Annotated in this window: 20 protein-coding genes and 2 pseudogenes; 17 read left to right on the top strand and 5 right to left on the bottom strand. The window is 34.7% G+C overall.

Annotation, left to right across the window (positions count from 1 at the left end; genetic code table 11):
* Positions 1 to 5: 5 nt before the first annotated feature.
* The 5 genes and pseudogenes from JFU23_RS20250 (at position 6) to JFU23_RS20270 (ending at position 3,997) form a co-directional block, all read left to right on the top strand.
* On the top strand, positions 6 to 857 hold the full coding sequence (locus JFU23_RS20250; protein WP_002035185.1) for an ABC transporter permease: 852 nt from the start codon (positions 6 to 8) through the stop codon (positions 855 to 857).
* 27 nt (positions 858 to 884) lie between these two features.
* Positions 885 to 1,877 carry an ABC transporter ATP-binding protein gene (locus JFU23_RS20255; RefSeq protein WP_103458276.1) on the top strand — a complete coding sequence of 331 codons (993 nt, stop codon included), beginning with the start codon at positions 885 to 887 and terminating at the stop codon, positions 1,875 to 1,877.
* Complete coding sequence (locus tag JFU23_RS20260; protein WP_142274088.1) at positions 1,870 to 2,841, top strand: ABC transporter ATP-binding protein; 972 nt, start codon at positions 1,870 to 1,872, stop codon at positions 2,839 to 2,841. Before JFU23_RS20255 ends, JFU23_RS20260 begins: the two co-directional genes overlap by 8 nt.
* 135 nt (positions 2,842 to 2,976) lie before the next feature.
* Positions 2,977 to 3,198: pseudogene (locus JFU23_RS20265) on the top strand (nucleotide excision repair endonuclease); the annotation flags it as partial.
* Between the two features lie 169 nt (positions 3,199 to 3,367).
* Positions 3,368 to 3,997 carry a DUF4352 domain-containing protein gene (locus JFU23_RS20270; protein ID WP_088038631.1) on the top strand — a complete coding sequence of 210 codons (630 nt, stop codon included), beginning with the start codon at positions 3,368 to 3,370 and terminating at the stop codon, positions 3,995 to 3,997.
* A 258-nt stretch (positions 3,998 to 4,255) separates the two neighbouring features.
* Here the strand turns inward: JFU23_RS20270 and JFU23_RS20275 are convergent, their stop codons facing one another.
* Both JFU23_RS20275 and JFU23_RS20280 read right to left on the bottom strand, forming a co-directional pair.
* The gene (locus tag JFU23_RS20275; protein WP_201032566.1) at positions 4,256 to 4,636 is read right to left on the bottom strand and encodes a hypothetical protein; all 381 of its coding nucleotides are present in this window, start codon (positions 4,634 to 4,636) and stop codon (positions 4,256 to 4,258) included.
* 4 nt (positions 4,637 to 4,640) lie between these two features.
* Positions 4,641 to 5,795 (bottom strand): alpha/beta hydrolase family protein, encoded by a 1,155-nt coding sequence (locus JFU23_RS20280; protein WP_201033299.1) that lies wholly within the window; start codon positions 5,793 to 5,795, stop codon positions 4,641 to 4,643.
* A 66-nt stretch (positions 5,796 to 5,861) separates the two neighbouring features.
* Here JFU23_RS20280 and JFU23_RS20285 point away from each other — a divergent pair, with 66 nt between their 5' ends.
* The 7 genes from JFU23_RS20285 to JFU23_RS20315 all read left to right on the top strand — a co-directional run bounded on the left by JFU23_RS20285 (position 5,862) and on the right by JFU23_RS20315 (position 9,256).
* Positions 5,862 to 6,245: a DUF1433 domain-containing protein gene (locus JFU23_RS20285; RefSeq protein ID WP_001035740.1), complete on the top strand. Its 384-nt coding sequence runs from the start codon at positions 5,862 to 5,864 to the stop codon at positions 6,243 to 6,245.
* A 77-nt stretch (positions 6,246 to 6,322) separates the two neighbouring features.
* Positions 6,323 to 6,712: a DUF1433 domain-containing protein gene (locus JFU23_RS20290; RefSeq protein WP_088004580.1), complete on the top strand. Its 390-nt coding sequence runs from the start codon at positions 6,323 to 6,325 to the stop codon at positions 6,710 to 6,712.
* Positions 6,713 to 6,789: 77 nt separating this feature from the next.
* A complete protein-coding gene (locus JFU23_RS20295; RefSeq protein ID WP_088004581.1) occupies positions 6,790 to 7,173 on the top strand; it encodes a DUF1433 domain-containing protein in 384 nt (127 codons plus the stop codon).
* Positions 7,174 to 7,254: 81 nt separating this feature from the next.
* A complete protein-coding gene (locus JFU23_RS20300) occupies positions 7,255 to 7,656 on the top strand; it encodes a DUF1433 domain-containing protein (protein WP_088004582.1) in 402 nt (133 codons plus the stop codon).
* A gap of 317 nt (positions 7,657 to 7,973) precedes the next feature.
* Entirely contained in the window at positions 7,974 to 8,498 is a 525-nt protein-coding gene (locus JFU23_RS20305; protein WP_078203467.1) for a hypothetical protein, read from the top strand.
* Positions 8,499 to 8,785: 287 nt separating this feature from the next.
* Positions 8,786 to 8,947, top strand: a complete 162-nt coding sequence (locus JFU23_RS20310; RefSeq protein WP_002150223.1) for a hypothetical protein — start codon at positions 8,786 to 8,788, stop codon at positions 8,945 to 8,947.
* A gap of 150 nt (positions 8,948 to 9,097) precedes the next feature.
* Positions 9,098 to 9,256 carry a hypothetical protein gene (locus tag JFU23_RS20315; protein WP_002087303.1) on the top strand — a complete coding sequence of 53 codons (159 nt, stop codon included), beginning with the start codon at positions 9,098 to 9,100 and terminating at the stop codon, positions 9,254 to 9,256.
* A 216-nt stretch (positions 9,257 to 9,472) separates the two neighbouring features.
* Here JFU23_RS20315 and blaIII read toward each other — a convergent pair whose 3' ends face one another.
* Both blaIII and JFU23_RS20325 read right to left on the bottom strand, forming a co-directional pair.
* Entirely contained in the window at positions 9,473 to 10,420 is a 948-nt protein-coding gene (gene blaIII / locus JFU23_RS20320; RefSeq protein ID WP_201032567.1) for a class A beta-lactamase BlaIII, read from the bottom strand.
* A 698-nt stretch (positions 10,421 to 11,118) separates the two neighbouring features.
* Positions 11,119 to 11,457: pseudogene (locus JFU23_RS20325) on the bottom strand (alpha-ketoglutarate transporter); the annotation flags it as partial.
* A gap of 327 nt (positions 11,458 to 11,784) precedes the next feature.
* On the opposite strand from JFU23_RS20325, the gene JFU23_RS20330 reads away from it, so the two are divergent.
* The 5 genes from JFU23_RS20330 to JFU23_RS20345 are packed head-to-tail and all read left to right on the top strand — an operon-like array spanning position 11,785 to position 18,282.
* A complete protein-coding gene (locus JFU23_RS20330) occupies positions 11,785 to 13,053 on the top strand; it encodes a toprim domain-containing protein (protein WP_201032568.1) in 1,269 nt (422 codons plus the stop codon).
* Complete coding sequence (locus JFU23_RS30605) at positions 13,029 to 13,703, top strand: hypothetical protein (RefSeq protein ID WP_242483525.1); 675 nt, start codon at positions 13,029 to 13,031, stop codon at positions 13,701 to 13,703. Before JFU23_RS20330 ends, JFU23_RS30605 begins: the two co-directional genes overlap by 25 nt.
* The gene (locus JFU23_RS30610) at positions 13,591 to 14,421 is read left to right on the top strand and encodes a hypothetical protein (RefSeq protein WP_242483526.1); all 831 of its coding nucleotides are present in this window, start codon (positions 13,591 to 13,593) and stop codon (positions 14,419 to 14,421) included. The genes JFU23_RS30605 and JFU23_RS30610 overlap by 113 nt, the downstream gene beginning before the upstream one ends.
* On the top strand, positions 14,381 to 15,064 hold the full coding sequence (locus tag JFU23_RS20340) for a hypothetical protein (RefSeq protein WP_201032569.1): 684 nt from the start codon (positions 14,381 to 14,383) through the stop codon (positions 15,062 to 15,064). The genes JFU23_RS30610 and JFU23_RS20340 overlap by 41 nt, the downstream gene beginning before the upstream one ends.
* A complete protein-coding gene (locus tag JFU23_RS20345) occupies positions 15,061 to 18,282 on the top strand; it encodes a hypothetical protein (protein ID WP_201032570.1) in 3,222 nt (1,073 codons plus the stop codon). The genes JFU23_RS20340 and JFU23_RS20345 overlap by 4 nt, the downstream gene beginning before the upstream one ends.
* Positions 18,283 to 18,509: 227 nt before the next feature.
* On the opposite strand, the gene JFU23_RS20350 is transcribed toward JFU23_RS20345, so the two are convergent.
* Entirely contained in the window at positions 18,510 to 19,718 is a 1,209-nt protein-coding gene (locus JFU23_RS20350; protein WP_201032571.1) for a hypothetical protein, read from the bottom strand.
* Between the last annotated feature and the right edge of the window lie 75 nt (positions 19,719 to 19,793).

Below are 19,793 nucleotides of genomic sequence, written 5' to 3' on the forward strand. Positions count from 1 at the left end.
TTGGAATGAACAATAGGAGATTTCAAACGATAAAAAATAGTTTTACAAAAAATAAGTTTGTAGTAATGGGAGTTATTATACTGGGTGTTTTAACAATCGCGTCTCTTTTCGCATTCGTATCACCGTACGATCCTAGTAAAATGTCGATTCCAGATCGTTTACAAGAACCGAGTATGAGTCATCCGTTCGGCACAGATGATTACGGAAGGGATTACTTAACGAGAGCGTTATATGGCGGACGAGTTTCCCTTGCTGTTGGTTTTCTAGCGATGGTTGTTTCCATTACAATCGGGACCGCAGTAGGAACAATTAGCGGATATTTTGGCGGAAAGTTAGACAACTTCTTAATGCGAATTGTTGAAGTTCTTATGTCGATTCCATCATTCTTCTTAATGCTGTTATTAAATGCGTATTTAAAACCAGGAATTACAACGCTTGTTCTTATCATCGGACTATTAACGTGGATGGATACCGCGCGTATCGTAAGGGCAGAAACGTTATCTGTAAAAGAGCGTGAGTACGTTTTATATGCAAAAGTATCCGGACAAAAATCACTCATGATTATTGTAAGACACATCATCCCTAACATTTTATCGACCATTATAATCGCAGCGACATTAACAATTGCGACATCGATTTTAATGGAATCATCACTTAGCTTCTTAGGATTAGGTATTAGAGAACCAGATTCTTCTTGGGGCAGCATGCTAAATAATGCGCAAGGATATATAGGTGAAGCTTGGTATTTAACACTCTTCCCAGGGTTCCTTATTTTATTAACAGTACTAAGTTTTAACGTAATCGGTGAAGCGTTGAAAAAAGCTTTCGCGCCAAAAGGGGCTCATCATGAGAACTAATGCTTTAAGTGAGGGGGAGTGAAAAGCGTGTCTGAAAAACTATTAGAAGTGAAAAACTTAAAGACTTCTTTTTTCATAGAAGACGGCGAAGTAGAAGCGGTTCGCGGCGTTTCATTTAGCTTGAAAAAGGGTGAAGTCGTTGGGATTGTTGGCGAATCGGGAAGCGGAAAGAGCGTTATGGCGAAATCGGTTATGGCCCTCGTTACGTCGCCAGGGAAAGTGAAAGCAGGAGAGATTCTTTTTCAAAATGAAAACGTGCTTTCTAAATCGGAGAAAGAATTACGTTCCATTAGAGGGAATCAAATTTCACTCATATCCCAAGATCCAATGTCTGCACTAAATCCAGTTGTGAAAATTGGAAAGCAAATGACGGAAGTAATTATTCGGCATCAAAAAGTGAAAAAGAAAGAAGCACAAAATATCGCGGTCAATTTGCTAAAACAAGTTGGTCTTTCTTCACCGGAAGAAAGGGTAAAACAATATCCGCATGAACTAAGCGGCGGAATGAAACAACGGGTTATGATCGCGATGGCAATGTCTTGTAATCCAGACCTTCTCATTGCGGACGAACCGACGACAGCGCTTGACGTAACGATACAAGCGCAAATACTAGATTTAATGAAAAACTTAAAGAATGAAACGAATATGTCATTACTTCTTATTACGCATGATCTTGGAATTGTTGCGCAAAACTGTACACGCGTCATCGTTATGTACGGCGGGCTTATTATGGAAGAAGGGCATGTACTTGATATATTCCAATCGCCGAACCATCCATATACGAAAGGGCTATTAAACTCTCTGCCAAAAATATCGAACGGAGTAAAAGAAAGACTAGCACCAATTCAAGGTGTAACGCCAAACTTACTACACCCGCCGAAAGGATGCCCATTCGCAGAGCGTTGCCCACATAAAATGGACATTTGTGAAAAAGAACGTCCGCCATATTTTGAAATCGGAAACGGAAGACGCTCTATGTGCTGGTTAAACGATAGGGCGGTAGGTGATTCACATGCATGAAGAAAACTTAATTGAAGTACGGAACTTAAAAAAGTATTTTCCTATTAAAAAAGGACTATTCGGCAGAAAAACAGAGCAATTAAAAGCAGTCGATGACCTAAGCTTCACAATTAAAAAGGGTGAAACATTCGGACTAGTAGGAGAATCAGGCTGCGGGAAATCAACGACAGGAAGAAGTATCATTCGTTTACATGATGTAACGTCAGGTAACATCCTATTTGACGGAAAAGATATCGCGGATCTAAAGGAAAGTGAACTAAAAGAATACAGAAAACGAATGCAAATCATTTTCCAAGACCCATACGCATCATTAAACCCGACAATGAACGTATTCCAAATTATTAGCGAACCGATGAACATTCATGGCTCTTACACAGCCGAAGAAAGAAAAGAAATCATTCTAGACCTTCTCAAAAAAGTAGGACTAAAAGAAGAACACTTATATCGCTACCCGCACGAATTTAGCGGAGGCCAAAGACAGCGCATTAGCATCGCACGTGCACTATCTGTAAAACCGGACTTCATCCTATGTGACGAACCAATCTCAGCACTAGACGTCTCAGTCCAAGCACAAGTCGTAAACATGCTGCAAGATATCCAAGAAGAAACAGGAGTCACATACTTATTCATCGCACATGACCTATCCATGGTAAGACACATATCAGATAGAATCGGAGTCATGTACTTAGGAAACATAGTAGAAATTGCCGACAGCGAAGACCTATACACAAGACCGGCACATCCATACACACAAGCACTACTCTCATCCATGCCAGAACCAGATCCAACAAACACAGGCAAAGAACGGATCATTCTGCAAGGGGAAGTACCAAGCCCACTAAACTCACCATCCGGCTGTAAATTCAGAACGCGCTGCAAATTCGCCACTGAAAAATGCGCGCAGGAAGTACCGAAGATGGTCGAGATTGCGAAGGGACATGAGGTGGCTTGTCATTTGTTTTAGGGGGGAAAGCATCGGGGGGGACCTGGTGCTTTTTTCTTTTGTGTGGGGGTGTGGGATTAGTTGTAGACTAATGGTCAGCGACTGTCTATATTTGCATCTCCTATCATATAATTCCCCTTATTTTTTAACTATGATTTTAATGACGAACTTCTTTTTGTTGGGAAAGCACGTAAAGTAAGACAACGTATTAAAAAGCATTTTGAAGATAATGTATCACCAATTAAAAATCATCGTGATGAAGTGTATTGTATTGATGTATGTATTGTAGAAGATCCGATGGAAAGAGAAATTTACGAAACATATATGATTAACGAATTTCAAGCGAAGTATAATGTGGATAAAGTATTTTATAAATAACATCAACGTAAAACATGATCTTGGTACTACATCAAGATCATGTTTTTTATATGCAATAAAAACAATTGATTATTCTTAATCATTCGACAAGATGCAACAATTTAAGATGGTATTTTTTGCTATGATAAGTAAGGAATTTATATATCGTGTTATTGGGGGATAAAAAGAGATGTTGAAAAAATTTACTACATGTATTTTAGGGGGCGCTTTAGTATTCAATTTATCTGGTTGCGGCAATACATCCGACAAAACTTCTTCAGAATCTAAAGAAACCAATTCTAAACAAGAAGAAAAGAAAGTGCAAACAACTGATGAGGCGAAACCGAAAGAGAATGCAAAGCAGAAAAATACAGAACAAACAAAAGAGAAATCAAAAGTAAAAGAAAAAGAGTATGCTGTAAACAAAGATTTTCATACACCTAAATTTGATGTAACTGTAAAAAGAGTTGTAGAAAGAGATAAGGTTGGTAAAGAAAGTATAGGATTCCAAGAACCTGAAAATGGACATGTCTTTATAGTGGTAGAAGTAGAAGGGAAAAATATCACAAACGAATCGATGAAATTAGCCGCTTTACCATCAGTGGATTTAGTGGATGAAAATGATAATGCTTACCAAAGTGATGTGTGGGCAGCTAGTAGTTATGGGGTTGAAAAAGGCGAGACCTCTACTATTACTAAGGAATTAAAGCCAGGGGATGTAAAGAGAGAAAATAAAGTTTACGTGATTAATAAAGAAAAATTTGATACAGGAAAATGGTATGTACTTGTTAACCATGAGTATAAGGAACAAATTAAATAGTGTTTATTTATTAAGAGGAGATGACTCCTCTTTTTTTTGTTCATGGATTTTAGACTCTTTTATTTACAGTGTTTTGAATGTATACTTTTGTTTCGTGAATTGAGGATTTCAGGTTATTTAGTGAGAAGTCAATGCTTTAGCGGTAATGAAAGTAAACTAATATTCAAAAGTTTACTTTTCAAATACAAAAAAGTCCTACATAAGAGGACTTTTTTGTATGCATATAGATTAAAATAATAATAGCAATTCTTTATTTTTTTATTTCTTTCCACAACTATTAATTAAATCATATTGTTTAGAAATCATTTCATTCCGAATTTGATCGAGATGTTTATGTAATGTTTCTTTTATTGCACTACCTGTTTTACTTTCAAAACTTTTGTTTAATTCAATTCCTTGTTCAGATAAACTTTTGCATACATCATGAAAGGCTTCATTATTTTTTTGAATGGCATGTTTTTGACTTGTTACTATGCTATTTGTTTTGAATGCTACATCAGTTTTTAAAAATGATTGTTGCATTTCTTTTTCTAATTGCTTTTTAACAGCTTGCAACTCATCCATAATAGTTCCAACTGCACCTACAGCAGCTTTCTCTATTTCTTTCTCTATTTTTTGAATTTCCCCTATAAAATCCATCTTATTATCTCACCGCCAGTCCTTCAAAATTTGTCCCCAATTGATTATCTTTATCTCGTAATGAATTAGCTGCATAAGCAATATCATCTCCAAAATGAATCAATTCTTTTTGTTTTTTCCGTAAAAGATGAATTAGTTCTTCTGCTAGTTGTACATCATGAAAATAATCTTTTCCGTTTTGGGATGTTTTCGCAACCTCTCTAATTGCTTCATCTACTTCATGTTCTTCTAACAGATGATATTTTCCTCCAGGGCCTGTCTCATGCTTCAATTGACTCTTTACTTTCGCAACTTCCTCCTCTTCTTGTTGTTGAAATTTTTCTATATTTCTAACAATATCAGATAATAGATCACTTATTTTTTGTATCTCTTTTGCATGACGAATGATATCATCTGGTTCTAATTCTAGTCGAACACTACCATTATTGTGGAACATTTCTAGAAAAGTTGACATTGGATGTTGTCCCATAAATACCGCTGCGAGGATACTATCTGTTCCATTACTTTTCGTTGTAAATTGTTTACCAATCATAGGTGCTCCGAACTGCTCAAAGTTTCCTACAGCATCTTTTTTATGAGTATAATCTACTACTTTATTTTCCATTACGCCTTCATCTACTCGTTTTTTTGCTTTATCACTTAGTAATCTATAAATATTTGGTGCAGCATATGTTGTTGCATAACAATCCATTTCTGCTGCTACATATTGAGCCTCCGCAGCTCCCTTACTATGTCCGGTAGTGTGAATAGAAGTAGGGTTATATGTTTTCTTAATTTTTTCTGCAAATTCTAATGCACTATCAAATGATGTCGCTACCTTTCCGCCTGCTACACCAAGGTTCTTTTTCTGTCCAAGTGTAATTTGAACTACATCTGTAGTTTTATCTCCATCGAATCTATCAAATTCAGTACCACGGAATGCAATGATTACATCGTCATACTTTAGTTTATCTGGATCATACTTATCTGCAGGTACTACAGCGATTGCTTGTAATCCATTTTTCACTTTTGTGTCATCTGCATTAAATGTTTCTATGACTTTCCATACTTTCCCGTCACTACCTTCTATTTCTTTTTCTTTTTTTAAAACTTTGGGATTATAAACTTTATCTGATAGTTTGAAATAGTCTTCATCTGTCGCAATTGAATTTTTTTTAATTTATTCATATATCTCAACTCACTCCATGGTATATTTTAACTATATTTAAATACGAGGGGATTTTAAATGAACAAGAAATTAGTAATTGTTTTATCCATTATTTGTATTATAGCAGGAGGATATTTCACTATGGAATACTTAAAGAAAAAAGAACAAGAAGAAAAGTTTTGGAAAGCACAAGAGGCACGAATAGAAAAGTATATTCGTTATAATATTGAAGATGTAAAATCTATTACGTTTACAAAAAAAGATGTAAGTCCAATGGGCGTTCCTTATTTAGAAGGCCATATAAATCATAATAAAGAATTAGATTTTATAGCTAGTATAAGTACTACAGAAAATTTCGAAGATGATTTCACACGTTCTGGAGAACTTGGAAAACTAATAAAAAAACCAGCAAAGTCTGTATCCAAAATTGAAAAAGAAGAGAAAGAAAAAAGACAAGAGTAGTCTTTGAACTACTCTTTTTTTGTATCCCATTCTAAGAAAAATGCATTGGTAAGTGTTTTTTATAAGGAGAATTTCCAATGAAGAAAGTAATGATTTTAGTTGTATCTGCTGTGATGCTCATAGCAGGAGGATATTTTACTATGGAATACTTAAAACAAAAAGAAAAAGAAAAAGAAGAACAATTTTGGAAAGTACAGGAAGCACGAGTAGAAAAGTATATTCGTTATAATATTAAAGATGTGCAATCGATTACTTTCACAAAACATGAAGTAAATCCGATGGGAGTTCCTTCTGTGGATGGATATATAAATAATGATAAAGAATTGAATTTCTCAGCTAGTATTAGTACTACGAAGAATTTTGAAGATAAACTTTCACGTTCTGGAAAATTAGGGGAATTTGTAAAAAAACCTGAAAAATCAGTATCTGAAATTGAAAAAGAAGAGAAAGAAAAAAGACAAGAGTAGTCTTTGAACTACTCTTTTTTTGTATCCCATTCTAAGAAAAGTGCATTGGTAAGTGTTTTTTATAAGGAGAATTTCCAATGAAGAAAGTAATGATTTTGGTTGTATCTGTTGTGATGCTCATAGCAGGAGGATATTTTACTATGGAATATTTAAAACAAAAAGAAATTGAAGAAAAGTTTTGGAACGAGCAAAAAGAACGAGTAGAAAAGTATATTCACTATAATATTAAAGATGTAAAATCGATTACATTTAGAGAACATAAGGTAAGTCCAATGGGTGTTCCTCATATAAGAGGGTATATAAATGGTGATAAGGCATTATGGTTTGATGCTGGTATAGGTACTACGGAAAGTTTTGAAGATGATTTTGGATGTTCTGGAGAATTAGATGAAATGATAAAAAAACCTGATAAGTCAGTATCCGAAATTGAAAAAGAGGAGAAAGCAAAAAACCAAGAGTAGTTCTTGCAACTACTCTTGGCTTCTGTACCCTATTTTAGAAAGAGCATATGTTAACTAGCTTTGAATATAAGGGGATTTCCAATGAAGAAAGTAATGATTTTGGTTGTATCTGTTGTGATGCTCATAGCAGGAGGGTATTTTACTATGGAATACTTAAAACAAAAAGAAAAAGAAGAAAAGTTTTGGAATGAACAAAAAGAACGAGTAGAAAAGTATATTCACTATAATATTAAAGATGTAAAATCTATTACATTTACAGAAAATAAGATAAGTCCAATGGGAGTTCCTCGTATAAAAGGTTATATAAATAATAATAAAGAATTAGATTTTATAGCTAGTATAAGTACAACTGAAAACTTTGAAGACAAATTTACGCGTTCTGGGAAATTAGGAAAACTTATAAAAAATCCTGAAAAATCAGTATCTGAAATTCAAAAAGAAGAGAAGAAAAATAAAAGAGTTGAAAATATGAAAGTAAACTAATAATAAAAAGTTTGCTTTCAAATTAGAAAAGGTTAGTCCCTCACCTCACTCCAGCTAAAAACCTCACACCCAAAAACAAAGGGGAACTCAATTGTTCAAGCTCATATAAAGTTTCAATTTTGTCTAAGCATCCATTAGGATATACAATTGATCATCTATTTTTCTTTACATAATCTCCAGATACAGTCCATATCAACTATAGATTCTTGTCTTATGCTAAATGTAATCAAAAAGCAAGTAGATAAAGATAATGACTAAAACATTAACTCTAGATACTTTTTTGATGAATATTACAAATAAACAGGAGGTAATGAAAAATGATTAAAACATTATTAGCAGGAGCACTTTTAAGTACAGGATTGGTAGCGGGAGGCGCAGTAGGTGCAGATGATGCGAAAATGGACAATTTAAAGTCAAATGAAGATAGTTCAAATCAAGTAATTACACAGAGTGCAGATGGAACAACGTCTTTCTCACAAAACTTTGATTTACCTAAAGATGCAGTGCCAGCAACTCCTAAAGGAGACGCAAAAACTGTTGAAAGAACAGAAGGTACAGGTTCTCAAGAAGGAAAAATGGTGCCAACAAAAGAAGGTACAGATTCTCAACCTGGATTTGAAATGGGAGCCCCTGAAAAACCAGAACATGCAAAAACTGTTGAAAGAACAGAAGGTACAGGTTCTCAAGAAGGAAAAATGGTACCAGCAAAAGAAGGTACAGATTCTCAATCTGGATTTGAAATGGGAGCCCCTGAAAAACCAGAACATGCAAAAACTGTTGAAAGAACAGAGGGCACAGACTCTCAAGAAGGAAAAATGGTACCAACAAAAGAAGGAAATTAAATAATATATAGTTATAACGAAGAGCATCCAAAAGGGGTGCTCTTTTTATATTGTAGGGATTAACTAGTTTTACTCAATATAGAACTATAGGAGGAATTCAAGCTAGAATAGGGGTTACTGTCTCTTCAAATCATGGTGTTGGAAGCACTAGTTTTGGTGGTAACGTTACAACATAAACATTTTATTAGAGATTTTCTAAATTTACATACACTCTAGATGGACTACATATCAACTTCAGATACTTGTTTTATGATACAAGTAATCAAACAAAAGGAGGGCAATACAAAATGATTACAACAGTATTAACAGGGCACTCTTTTAAGTACAGGAGATTATTAACAGGTGGAGAAAATGTTGAAGATGTACAGACAGATAAACATATTCCATATGAACAAAATGAATTGCAGCAAACTCTAGAAAAGTACGATTCGAAGAAATTTGAGTTATAAAAAGAAAATAGATAAATATAGTGAAAATAGATAAATTGACAAGAGAAAAGCACTTTGTGTATATCACAGGTGCTTTTTATTTTCATTTTGATATAGGGCTTGAATTAAATTTTTACACTAAAATATATACGGCAAAAAGGGGGGAGTTCATTGCACAAAGTTATTTATGGAATATTAATTTTAATTTATACTTTGTATTCATTTTTTGTAAGTGATGGAAGTGAAGTAAGGTTTATTATGGTGTTAACTATAGTACTTATCTTTTCGGTAGTTTTAGAAAAAGGAAATGCAAACAAAACGACTGATTAAAGGTCTTTTTGTTTGCATTTTTTAGTTGGCTATTAAAGTCCAGATGTTTAGGGATAGCACGAAATCGCCATTAAGCTTAAAGAACGATTTATCCCCAAACAATAAAAATGAGCTTTTTATTACAAGTTAGCACCAAATTTCGTTTTTGGGACACTATTAACTTTTTAGTTGATGAAAACACCCGCCTAAAATAGAAAACTTTTAACCTATTATCATTTATTCTGTAGCTTTTAAGGTATTTAACACGACTTTGGTTGCGTCTGCAATAAGTTTATCATCGTATTTAGCATCTTCTTTATCATGATTAGAAAGTATAGCAAGAACAATCGGCTTTTTATTTGGTGGCCAAATAATTGCGATATCATTTCTTGTTCCGTAAGATCCCGCGCCTGTTTTATCAGCTACTTCCCATCCTTTTGGTACGCCCGCACGAATCAATTTATCTCCAGTTGTATTTCTCTTCATCCAATCTACTAATAGTTCACGTTTTTCTATTGGAAGTGCAGTTCCTAATGTAAATGATTGAAGTGTCTTAGCTATCGCGTCTGGTGTACTGGTATCATGTGTTTCTCCTGGATGCACTTCATTTAATTCAGGTTCAAATCGTTCTGAAGTAGTAACAGTATCTCCCATTTCTCTCAAGATTTTTTCAAATTCAGAGGGCCCCCCTAACTGTTTAAGAATCAAATTATGTGCTGTGCTGTCACTATATCGAACAGAAGCATCTGCAAGTTCTTTTAACGTCATTCCCGTATCAACATGCTTTTCAGTAATTGGATTATAATTAGAAAGATCTTCATGAGTATACGTAATCCTTTGATCAAGAGCTTCTAATGAGTTCTTGCGTAAAAGAGCGCCCACAGCTAATGATTTAGATGTAGATGCAAATGCAAAACGATCATCTGAATGATAAGCAACAGTTTGATTTGTACCTGTGTCCAGTGCATAAATACCAAGCTTAGCATCATATTCTTTTTCAAGTTTAGCGAAAGATTGATTACCTGTATTTTCTTGTTTAATTTGATTAGCTTGATTCGTTTGTTTAGGTGGTTCAGATTGAGTGTTACTATTGGAACAGCCTATAAGTGATACACATGAAAGTAATACTACAGGCACAATCTTTTTGTAATGTAAAATGTTAAAGAACTTGTTTAAAACGAACATAAATTTTCAACCTCTTTCAAGAATATATGGATTTTGTCTAGGTATTCTAAATACCAATGCAATTAAAGATGGCATAGGGTAACAATACTACTGCAGCTAAAATTTCACAGGTTAAAGGACATCAAAAACGTTTATCCCGCTATTTGTGGGCAGTAAGACCCCCACCTCAAAATTCAGCGGAAGCAAAGAAGTTAGGTGGGGGTCGGGCTGCCCGTAAAAGCCCGATTGGTGAGGGCTAATAATCAGCGGGGGATGAACAAAACCCCCACTGATTAAAGTTTCACTTTATATGATTGATAAGTCACGGTTTGGGTTATTTCTTTTTTGTTTTCACTTGTAATGGTTCACCTGTGAAAGTATTAAACTTGTAATACTTAACCGTAGTATTACAATACATATTTTTTACTTTTGGGAATAATAAGTCCTTTCTTTTTTTTTGTAATACATAAAAATAGATGTCAAACGGGATATGTTGTATCCAATCTGGACAACTAATATTAGAAATACACTTATTAGACACTCTAAGTAATAAATTTGTTCCACTTTAAGATGAGGAAGAATTTGGGGTTTGTAAAATAACAATGGAACTACGTGTTTTTTCGTCATACAAAAACCTCTACATATAAGTAGAGGTTTTTAAATTGCGTATTAGTGAATTATGCTTTTTCAGATAAACGAAGATCATAGAATACATAATTTTAACTAGATTTATTATTAGCTAGTTTATCTCCACCATTAAGCTCCGCCTCAATCTGCGAAGTCTTCGATGACTCATCCATACGCCAATACGTAATAAAGCTTATTGCGATACATCCAGCTACGTAGAAGTAGAATAGTGATTCCATTCCAATACTCTTTAGCCATAATGCGATGAACTCGGCTGTTCCGCCAAATATCGCAACAGTTAGTGCATACGGTAAGCCTACACCAAGTGCGCGAATTTCAGTTGGGAAGAGTTCGGCTTTTACAATTGCGTTAATGGAAGTGTAACCAGTAACGATAATGAGGCCGACCATCATGAGTAAAAATGCTACCATTGAATTTGCATAATTTGGAGTGACCCAATAAAGTGAGACAAGGATAAAACACCCAGTCTGTCGTATGTAGATGTAAACGACAGACTGGGTGTTTTTTCATGTACCACTTTCGGGTTCACTCAGGACCTAGTGCTTTTTTCTTTTGTAGGAGTCGGGGTGCTTGGTGGTTTTTGCGAAATTTGTCGGTAAGTCGATATATTCGGAGTTGTGTTCGATATAATTGGATAATCGTTGATATATTTTTTTAGGGTGTGGTATTCATTGGTAGAAAGAGTTTTCCGGGCGTATGATACAATGGGAGTAGCTCGTAAATAAGGAAGTGAAAGTATGAATGCTATACAATTTGTTCAATTTTATGTAATGAAAAGTGCTGAAAAGATTGATGAGTTATATATACGTAAAGAACAAGGTATAACAATTCTCCCCATTATAAAGCAGACCCCACGTAAGATTATGAATACAGCGGAACTTCTTTTTAGTGAAGAAGAAGTTTCAGATGTTTCTACTACTATTACAAAAAACTTTTATTCACCTAATGTAAGGAAAAGAGAAAGTGATGTTTTAAAGTGGTTAACGATATATGAAATGCTAGATTGTATAGAACGAGGGATTTTCATTAAGGAAGTTCGTTTTGAGAAAGATGGTAAAACGGTTCGTGACATTTTTTATCGAATGGGATATGGCTTGTTTACATATATGGAAAAGGAACGACAGTTAGAAAAGTTAAGAGAGGAAGAGATTTTACATCAATGGATGCAGAAGAAGCAGTCTATGCCAAAGTACACAAATGAGTATACGGAAAGATTATGGAATGTTTTGGAGCACATTGAAAACGATATCGAGAGTACTTTGCCTCCTATAGATGAAAAACGTTGGTCGTTTCATAAGACGGTTCTGTTTTTAGAGTTTCTACTCGCTACATATAAAATTAGTTGTGAGAAGCGTACGTTTGACTGGAAAGAGATTGGCGCGGCGTATTATGAAGTGATTGGTGGTTCTAAAAAGTTTGATCAACATAAGAAAGAGTTTCTTGATCAGTTAGAAGATATGTTAGATGCTCCGCCGCATTGTTTAGGTTTAGTTAGCTTAGGTACGGTGACGCCTATATTTTTTTGCGGGAAATTACAGGAAGGTAATACGTATTATGAGTGTGATACGGTTCGTTCATTAACGGATTTAGTTGTATTTCGTCATGAGTATAAAACAGATGCGAAGGTGTTATGGCTTGTTGAAAATAGAGCGATATTAACGAGGATGGCAGCGGAGAGTGGTTTTGTAGCGAGTACGGATAGTCTCGTAGTTGGAGTGGATGGTCAACTACGCAGTGGGCATAAAAAGTTTATACAAAGCGTTCTTGCACATTCTCATTCTATAAAAAAAATTATGATTTGGACGGATTACGATGGTGCAGGAGAAGTGATTAGTGATGCGTTATTTGAATTAGTAGGACCATATGAAAGACATGCGCGCTGGATTTCTGCGGATGGAAGAGTGTTAGATAAGAAGGAGTTTGAGGAATCAACTTACTTAAGAGAAAGTGAGCAAGAAGAAAGTTTAGGAGGTGTGGATACTTGGATGGAATGGATCAGTCAGTAATTTCGATTTTACAAACAGATTCGTCGCATATTTCAGTACGAAATGCGATGAAAGATTTAAATAAATTATCAGGTGTTATTTCAGAGCTTGGACAGGGGGAGTATTTTAATGATCCATTGAAAACGTATGAGTTTCTACTACTATTAAATATTTTAAATGAAGAAGCGCTAGGGTTGACTTCTTCTATTGAAGATGTGCGTACGTTGAAATTTCGTTACCGTAATATGTATGGTGGTGATCCATCGATTCGTTTAGAACATTTCATTAATATTTTAGATAAATATGGGTGGATTTCAAAAGGGAAAAGCAAAATTACGATGATGGACGTTGGGAAGCGAATGATTGATGTGTTAATTCGGCTAGCAAACGATTCGTTAGCGTATTACATGCAAGATGAGATAACGAGGTCTTTATATCAGGCTAATCGTGATGCGGATTTAAGTGAAGCGTATGATGATAAAGGTGTATCGGGCGGAAATAAGTTAGCAAGTATGATTAAAAATGTAGAGGAAGCGGTAGAAAGGCTCAAAGAGAGAGTTGGAATATTTAGCGGATCGTTATGCGTTGCCGCAAGTACAAATTATTCATCAATTAATGAAAGAACTAAATGCTCGTTTTGTAGAGCGATTTCAAAAGTTTCAAACATTTGAGGAGAGTCTTGTGTTAGAGCCTCTTATAAAAAGAGGAACGGGTGTTATGTTTGAAGGGTCACAAGTGAGCCTTGGAACGATTAAGAAAATTTTACATTTTACACATATTCAACAGTCTACAGTTGGAGCAAGTATTCGTCATGATGCACTTCGCCGTTTTATTGAAAATTGTTTTACGAAACAAGATATGGAATTGCCAGATGCGCATGAGATTTTAAGTTTTATGGAGCAAGACCGTAGAGAAGGTGAGAGGCAAGATGGACTATGGATGCCAGTACAGTTCGCGGCGCCAGTATCAAGTGCTGCGATTTCTAGTGGTATTCAATTTTTGGAAGAGTACGAGCCATATACGGATCATATAGAAGAAGTTGTTCAGGAAGAATATGAAGAAATAGAAGAAATGTCAGAAGCAGAAGTGAAGAAGTTACTTGCGAATCAGCAGTGGAGTATGACGAAAGACCAAATTCAAACGGAAAGATTAGAAGAGTTTCTTATGGAACAAGAAGAAGTCGATATGGAAGAACTTGTACTTGAAGTGGGGTCTAATACGTGGGGAGATGCGGTAAATGCGTTAATCGCACTGTCAGCTTTAACGGCTAATAATAAAGCCGATATTATGGACAATCAAAATGTAAAAGAAAGAAATATAGAAAAAGAATGGGAATGGGGCAGTGATGATGATAAAAGAAAACGAGTTCGAAGTCGAGAAAGGAATTAATCCGCTCGCGAAATTAGGGGAACTTCGGTACATATTGTCTCGTGATGAAGAGCATACGTTTATGCAACTTTTATTTTCATCTTCAGCGCGTATGAGGGCGACAAATTTTGGATTGCGCCGCAAAGAAGTGATGAAAATGCTTGGGTTAGATAATGAAGATACAGAAGGATTTGAGTCATTTATAAAACGAATAAACGGTGCGCTAAGTGGTTATTTTCAATGTGTATATGATGAACGACGTGATCAAGTTATTGTTATGATGAGAGTGCCAGCAAAGCAGGCGAGAGAAGTATTATCTTCAGAAAGTTTAGGATTACTTATGTTTATTTTTTATCATCAAGAAGTGTTGCAAAATGAATTTACGCTATTTAATCAATTACTTAGTGCGCTTGGACATGAAACGTTGCAAGCACGTAGAAAAGTACAAACCAATTTAGATCCACTCGTAAAAATTGGAGCAATTACGAAATATGATTCTCCATCTCAAGAAGAGGCATATGCGTTAACGGCAATTGGAAGTAGAATGTTTTCAGACTCGTTCTTGCATAGAGCGGCAGAATTTAGTCAGTCACAACAACTTCATATGGACGATGTTTTAAAATTCTTTAAACGTTATAACGTAGGAGGTGGAGAAACGATATGATTCCATGCCGCATTTCTTTTTCTGGTATACGTGATTATAAACCGAGAACGATTTCTTTAATGGGAAAACGTGATCATATTTTAATATCAGGTGCAAATGGTGCCGGAAAATCAACGTTAACGTTTTGCTGGGGAGCTGTTATGGCATCTACGAAAGTAAATGTGGAAGGACTTCGTTCGAAAAATCTTCCTGAAAATAGAGTATGGCGAGCAAAAATTGAGCTCATATATGAGAATGATGGATTCGTAGATGCGGCGAAATATGTAAGATTTATGCTTGTGCTTGAGCAAGAACCAGGTCATCCATTAAAGAAAGAATATTATATTGCAGAAGGTGATCAAGTAGATGAGTGGGAGCAAGAAACGCGCTTCTCATCTTCGGACAAGCACTTTAACTTTAGAGAGTATAAAAGAATGCTTCTTCAAAAATATAAAATTGATCCAGATGCGTTCTATTTAATTTGGTATCAACAAGATGTAAATCAGTTTGCAGTTATGAAGCCGGAAGAGAGATTCCGTATTTTTAGTGAGATGACAGGGATTGAAAGTATTCAAAAGTCTTGGGAATCTTTCAAAGAACAAGAACGTGATAAGGAAGCTATTTTGCAAACGGCTCGTAATAATCAAATTCAGTATAAGTTCGAGCTTGAGAGATGGAAAGACGCGAAAAATCGTTATGAAAATCAACAAATCCGTATAAAACAAGGGATTGTACAATATAAAACCGCATTATGTACACTAGAAGATCATTATTCTACAGAACGTATGAAGTATAAGGATGAGCTAGAGGATGTTAATGAGATTCTTGATGAGAAGTATGAAGAAGCTCTGCAAGGAGAAGAACATTTTACACAATTAGAAACAGAGTTAAACGCGAAACAAGCAAGTTTTCAAGGGGCGGAAAAAGAGCGTGAAATTGCCGAAGAACGCCAATTACAGTGTAAAAAGGAAAGTAAAGATAAAGAGAGAGAATGGAACGCGATTAAAGAAGAAATAAAAGATGTAACGGATCGTGTGAAAAATATAGGTATTAGTGAAGACGTTGTAAGAGCTGAAAAGAGTAGTAAAGAACAGCAGTTGAAAGAGGCTGAAAAGGAAAAATTATATACGGAACAGAGGATTAGCGAAACGAATGATACTTTAAATGAGCTACGGTCAGAAGTTGCGAAGTTAGAAGTACAAGTAGATGGTGATGAAGAAGCCGTCGTTTCCGCAAAGAGTTATATAGAGCAATATGAGTCTAGTTTTCATATGCAAGAAAAACATGAAGAAGTAGAAGGCTTGATGAGACAAACGAAAGATCTTGTTGAAACGGTAAAAAGAGACCTTCAGCAAAAATATGAAGAGAAAAAGCAACTACAGTTAAATCGTTACGTAAGCCCGAGGCAAGAAGAAGGTTTGCGATATTTTAGAAGGCAAGGATTACAAGCTTATCCGCTTCGAGATTTAATTGAATTAGAAGAAGCCGCAGAATTCCGTAATGAAGATATTGTAAATACAATTAAATATGCAATTTTCGTAGATTCAAAAGAATTTACACCACCAAATGATTTGTATTACGTACCATTGCCATTAATCGTTCCAACTGAAAGTGTAATTTCATTACCACAGTATAAGTTAAGAATAAAAGAAGGCGATAATGAAAAACTCGTTTCTGTAGCGATGAAAGCTTTATGGTGGGTAAAACAATTCTTCACAGGTGAGCAGCCGTGTATTCAAAAAGGTAGTTTAATTGATACAAGAGGATTACGTGGTGAACAAGAAAAGGCAGAATATATTTTAAGTGAAAAAGCGATTATGCAACGCTTAGAAGAGACAGAGAAGTGGATTGAGGAAAATGAAAAGCAGTTAATACAATATAAAAATGAGATTGATACGCTGCAAGAAAAAGAAAGAAAACTTCACGATATTGTATACAAAGTAAGAGATGCAGAAGCAGTTTTACAAAAAGCTGCCGAACGTACATTTAGAATAGAACAGTTAGAACGAAAAAAAGAAGAGAAGCAAAGATTAGAACAAGAAATACAAAGGCTGTATGCAATTAATCAAGAATTACATACGCGCATATCTCGTTTAAGAGAAAGTCTTGAAACGTTAGAACAGTATGAAATGATATATGAAGAACTGCATAAGGAAAAAGAAAAAATTGCACATATGCAAAAATTGGAGCAGCTTCATAGAAAGTTATTGGACGAGCTTAAGGTAATAGTAGAACGAAAAGACGAGCTTGATGATACTTGTAATAGACTAGAAATTGAGTGTAATAAAGCGAACCAAAAAGTAAAACAACAGAAACAAGATTTAGAAGAATTACGTGCATCTATGCAGCGTTTAGAGAAGAAAAAACAATATGTTCAAGAGCATTTCATATCGGCAGAAGAAAAGTTGATTGGCATACAAAGGGAAGACCAGGACGCAAATGATACGTACAGAAACTTGCTAGAACAAATAGCTTGGGAAAAACAAATAGAAAAGTGGTCTGAAGCAAAAGCCATTTCTCAAAAACAAGAAGCACAAATTACGTTAGAAGGTGCGTTAAGTGAAACAGTTGATCCACTTGCGCCGGAAAATTACGCTAAGATGAAAGAAGAAAATGAAAAAAGTAATGCAGAACTACATAATGCAGAACAAATTCTAAACGAACTTCGCGAAAATATAGCACTTATGAGAGAACGTCTAGAAACGACGATTCAGATGAACGCTCACAAAATCCATAAAAAGTTTGAACAGTACATGGAACAATTCCACTTCGAAGGAAAAGTAGAATGGAACATGGACACAAACAAACACGGCGATATGCGCTACTACTTATATATAAAAGCACGCAAAAAAGGTCATCGCGGCAAAATGGAAGACATTAGCGCAAAAGGACGCGGAGGAAAAGTAGGAAGCGGCGTATCAGGAGGAGAAGAATCCCTTTCCTCTCTACTATTCGCACTAGCCTTACTACAAACAATCGAAGCCTCCCCAGGCTACATCATCCTAGACGAATACGACAGCGCACTAGACGACAGCCGAAAAGAAAAGGTCTTCACCCTATTTGAAGAAGAACTAAATCGAAAAATGATCATCGTATCACCAAAAAGTCACGATCCAAACTACTTACAACACTTCTCGCAGGCACTAACAGTTATGCATGATGCTAGTGTACCGGTTAGTCGGATTTTGCAGGTTAAGAGGGTGGTAGAAGAAAATAAAACTGTAATCACGGGTAACTGATTACTAGCCCGCACCAATCGTTTTTTACGGGCATCCTGATTCCCACATCAAATTTTGATGTGGGAGTTTTACTGTTGGTTAATATAGGGATGTGAATGTAACAATCTAGGGTAGAGATATAAGAAAGAATCCTTAATATTTTATTGATTTAATTAAAAAGACATAGTTTATACTATGTCTTTTTAGTAGTAAGTAATTTAGGGAAGTACTTCATATATAGAAAGTATTTATAAATTACTTTTTTCGGCTGATATATGCATCTCATCTATAAAAATCTTTAAAGTTTTATTTCCTAAGAAGTGCATTTTAAATTGAAAACCACCGAAATAACAACATTGCTTTATTTTTGAGAATAGTTCTTGTCTTTCCATATCGGATAATAGTAACTCATTATTCTGTACAAATGTGTCCATAATATTTAAAAATAGTTTTTCAGCTCTTTTATTAAAAATATGCTGTCGAATGGCTATGAAGGTTATACCAATACCGGTCCCTAAGGCATAGGGAAGTAAAATGATTTTAATAGTTTTTGTTAACCACTCATCTATTACATTGGTTGGTATGCTATATATGTTTACAGATACCATTTTGTCATGTATATATACTGCAAAATCGTTTGTGAAAATAAATATAATCAGTGTGCTAATAGTATAAAAAATATGAACAATGATAAATGCAAGATGTGTGCTTTTTAGTTTATACGGTGGTCGGACGAATACAATAATAATTTGAATTAATACGGAAATGACAATGGCACTCGTACCTATAAAAAAACTGCTTCTTAAGAAATTTATATTAACCTCGATTGATGTTACTGGTTCAAATAACTTAATGAATTCTTGAAGGATGGTCGAACTGAGAAATACGCTTATAATGGGTAAAACAGCAACAAATAAAAGTGTTGCTCTAATACTAGTGTATTTATAACTTAAAATATATACCGTCGAAGCAATTATGAGCGGTATTAATATTAAAAATGTACAGTTATAGAATTTATTAAAGGAATGATTTACTGGAAGTATTACATTAATCCATATGTATAGTCCCATTATTATAAATAAACATCCACAGAGTATAGAACGAAGTTGCTGGATTATTATCAATCTAGCGTTTAAATCGGGAGTATCATCAAATATATTATAATATTTAAGTTCCTTGGTGTTTTTCCATTGGCTAAATAAATTGGCTAAGGCTCTAATAACCATATAGAAGAGAACTAAAGTGGAAATTAAGGTTGGTATGAATCCTACTATGTGCGGTAAAAATATAACTAAAATCATATTTAAAAAAACAAACATACAAGTTAGTACATAAAAATTTTGATACTGTTGTTTTTGTATATACAATTCAATTTTAGTAAGGATAAATTGAATTGTATTAATAAAGATAGTATGAAAAATGGCAATTGTTTTATGAGATTTCTTTTCCTGTTGCATTAGGTTTCACTCTTTTCTTTGTAATATATTTGTTTATATCTTAATAATAATAAAAAAATATAAACAAATGAAGTG

Origin of the sequence: Bacillus sp. TH50 (assembly GCF_016650565.1) — a bacterium.
Classification (GTDB): domain Bacteria; phylum Bacillota; class Bacilli; order Bacillales; family Bacillaceae_G; genus Bacillus_A; species Bacillus_A mycoides.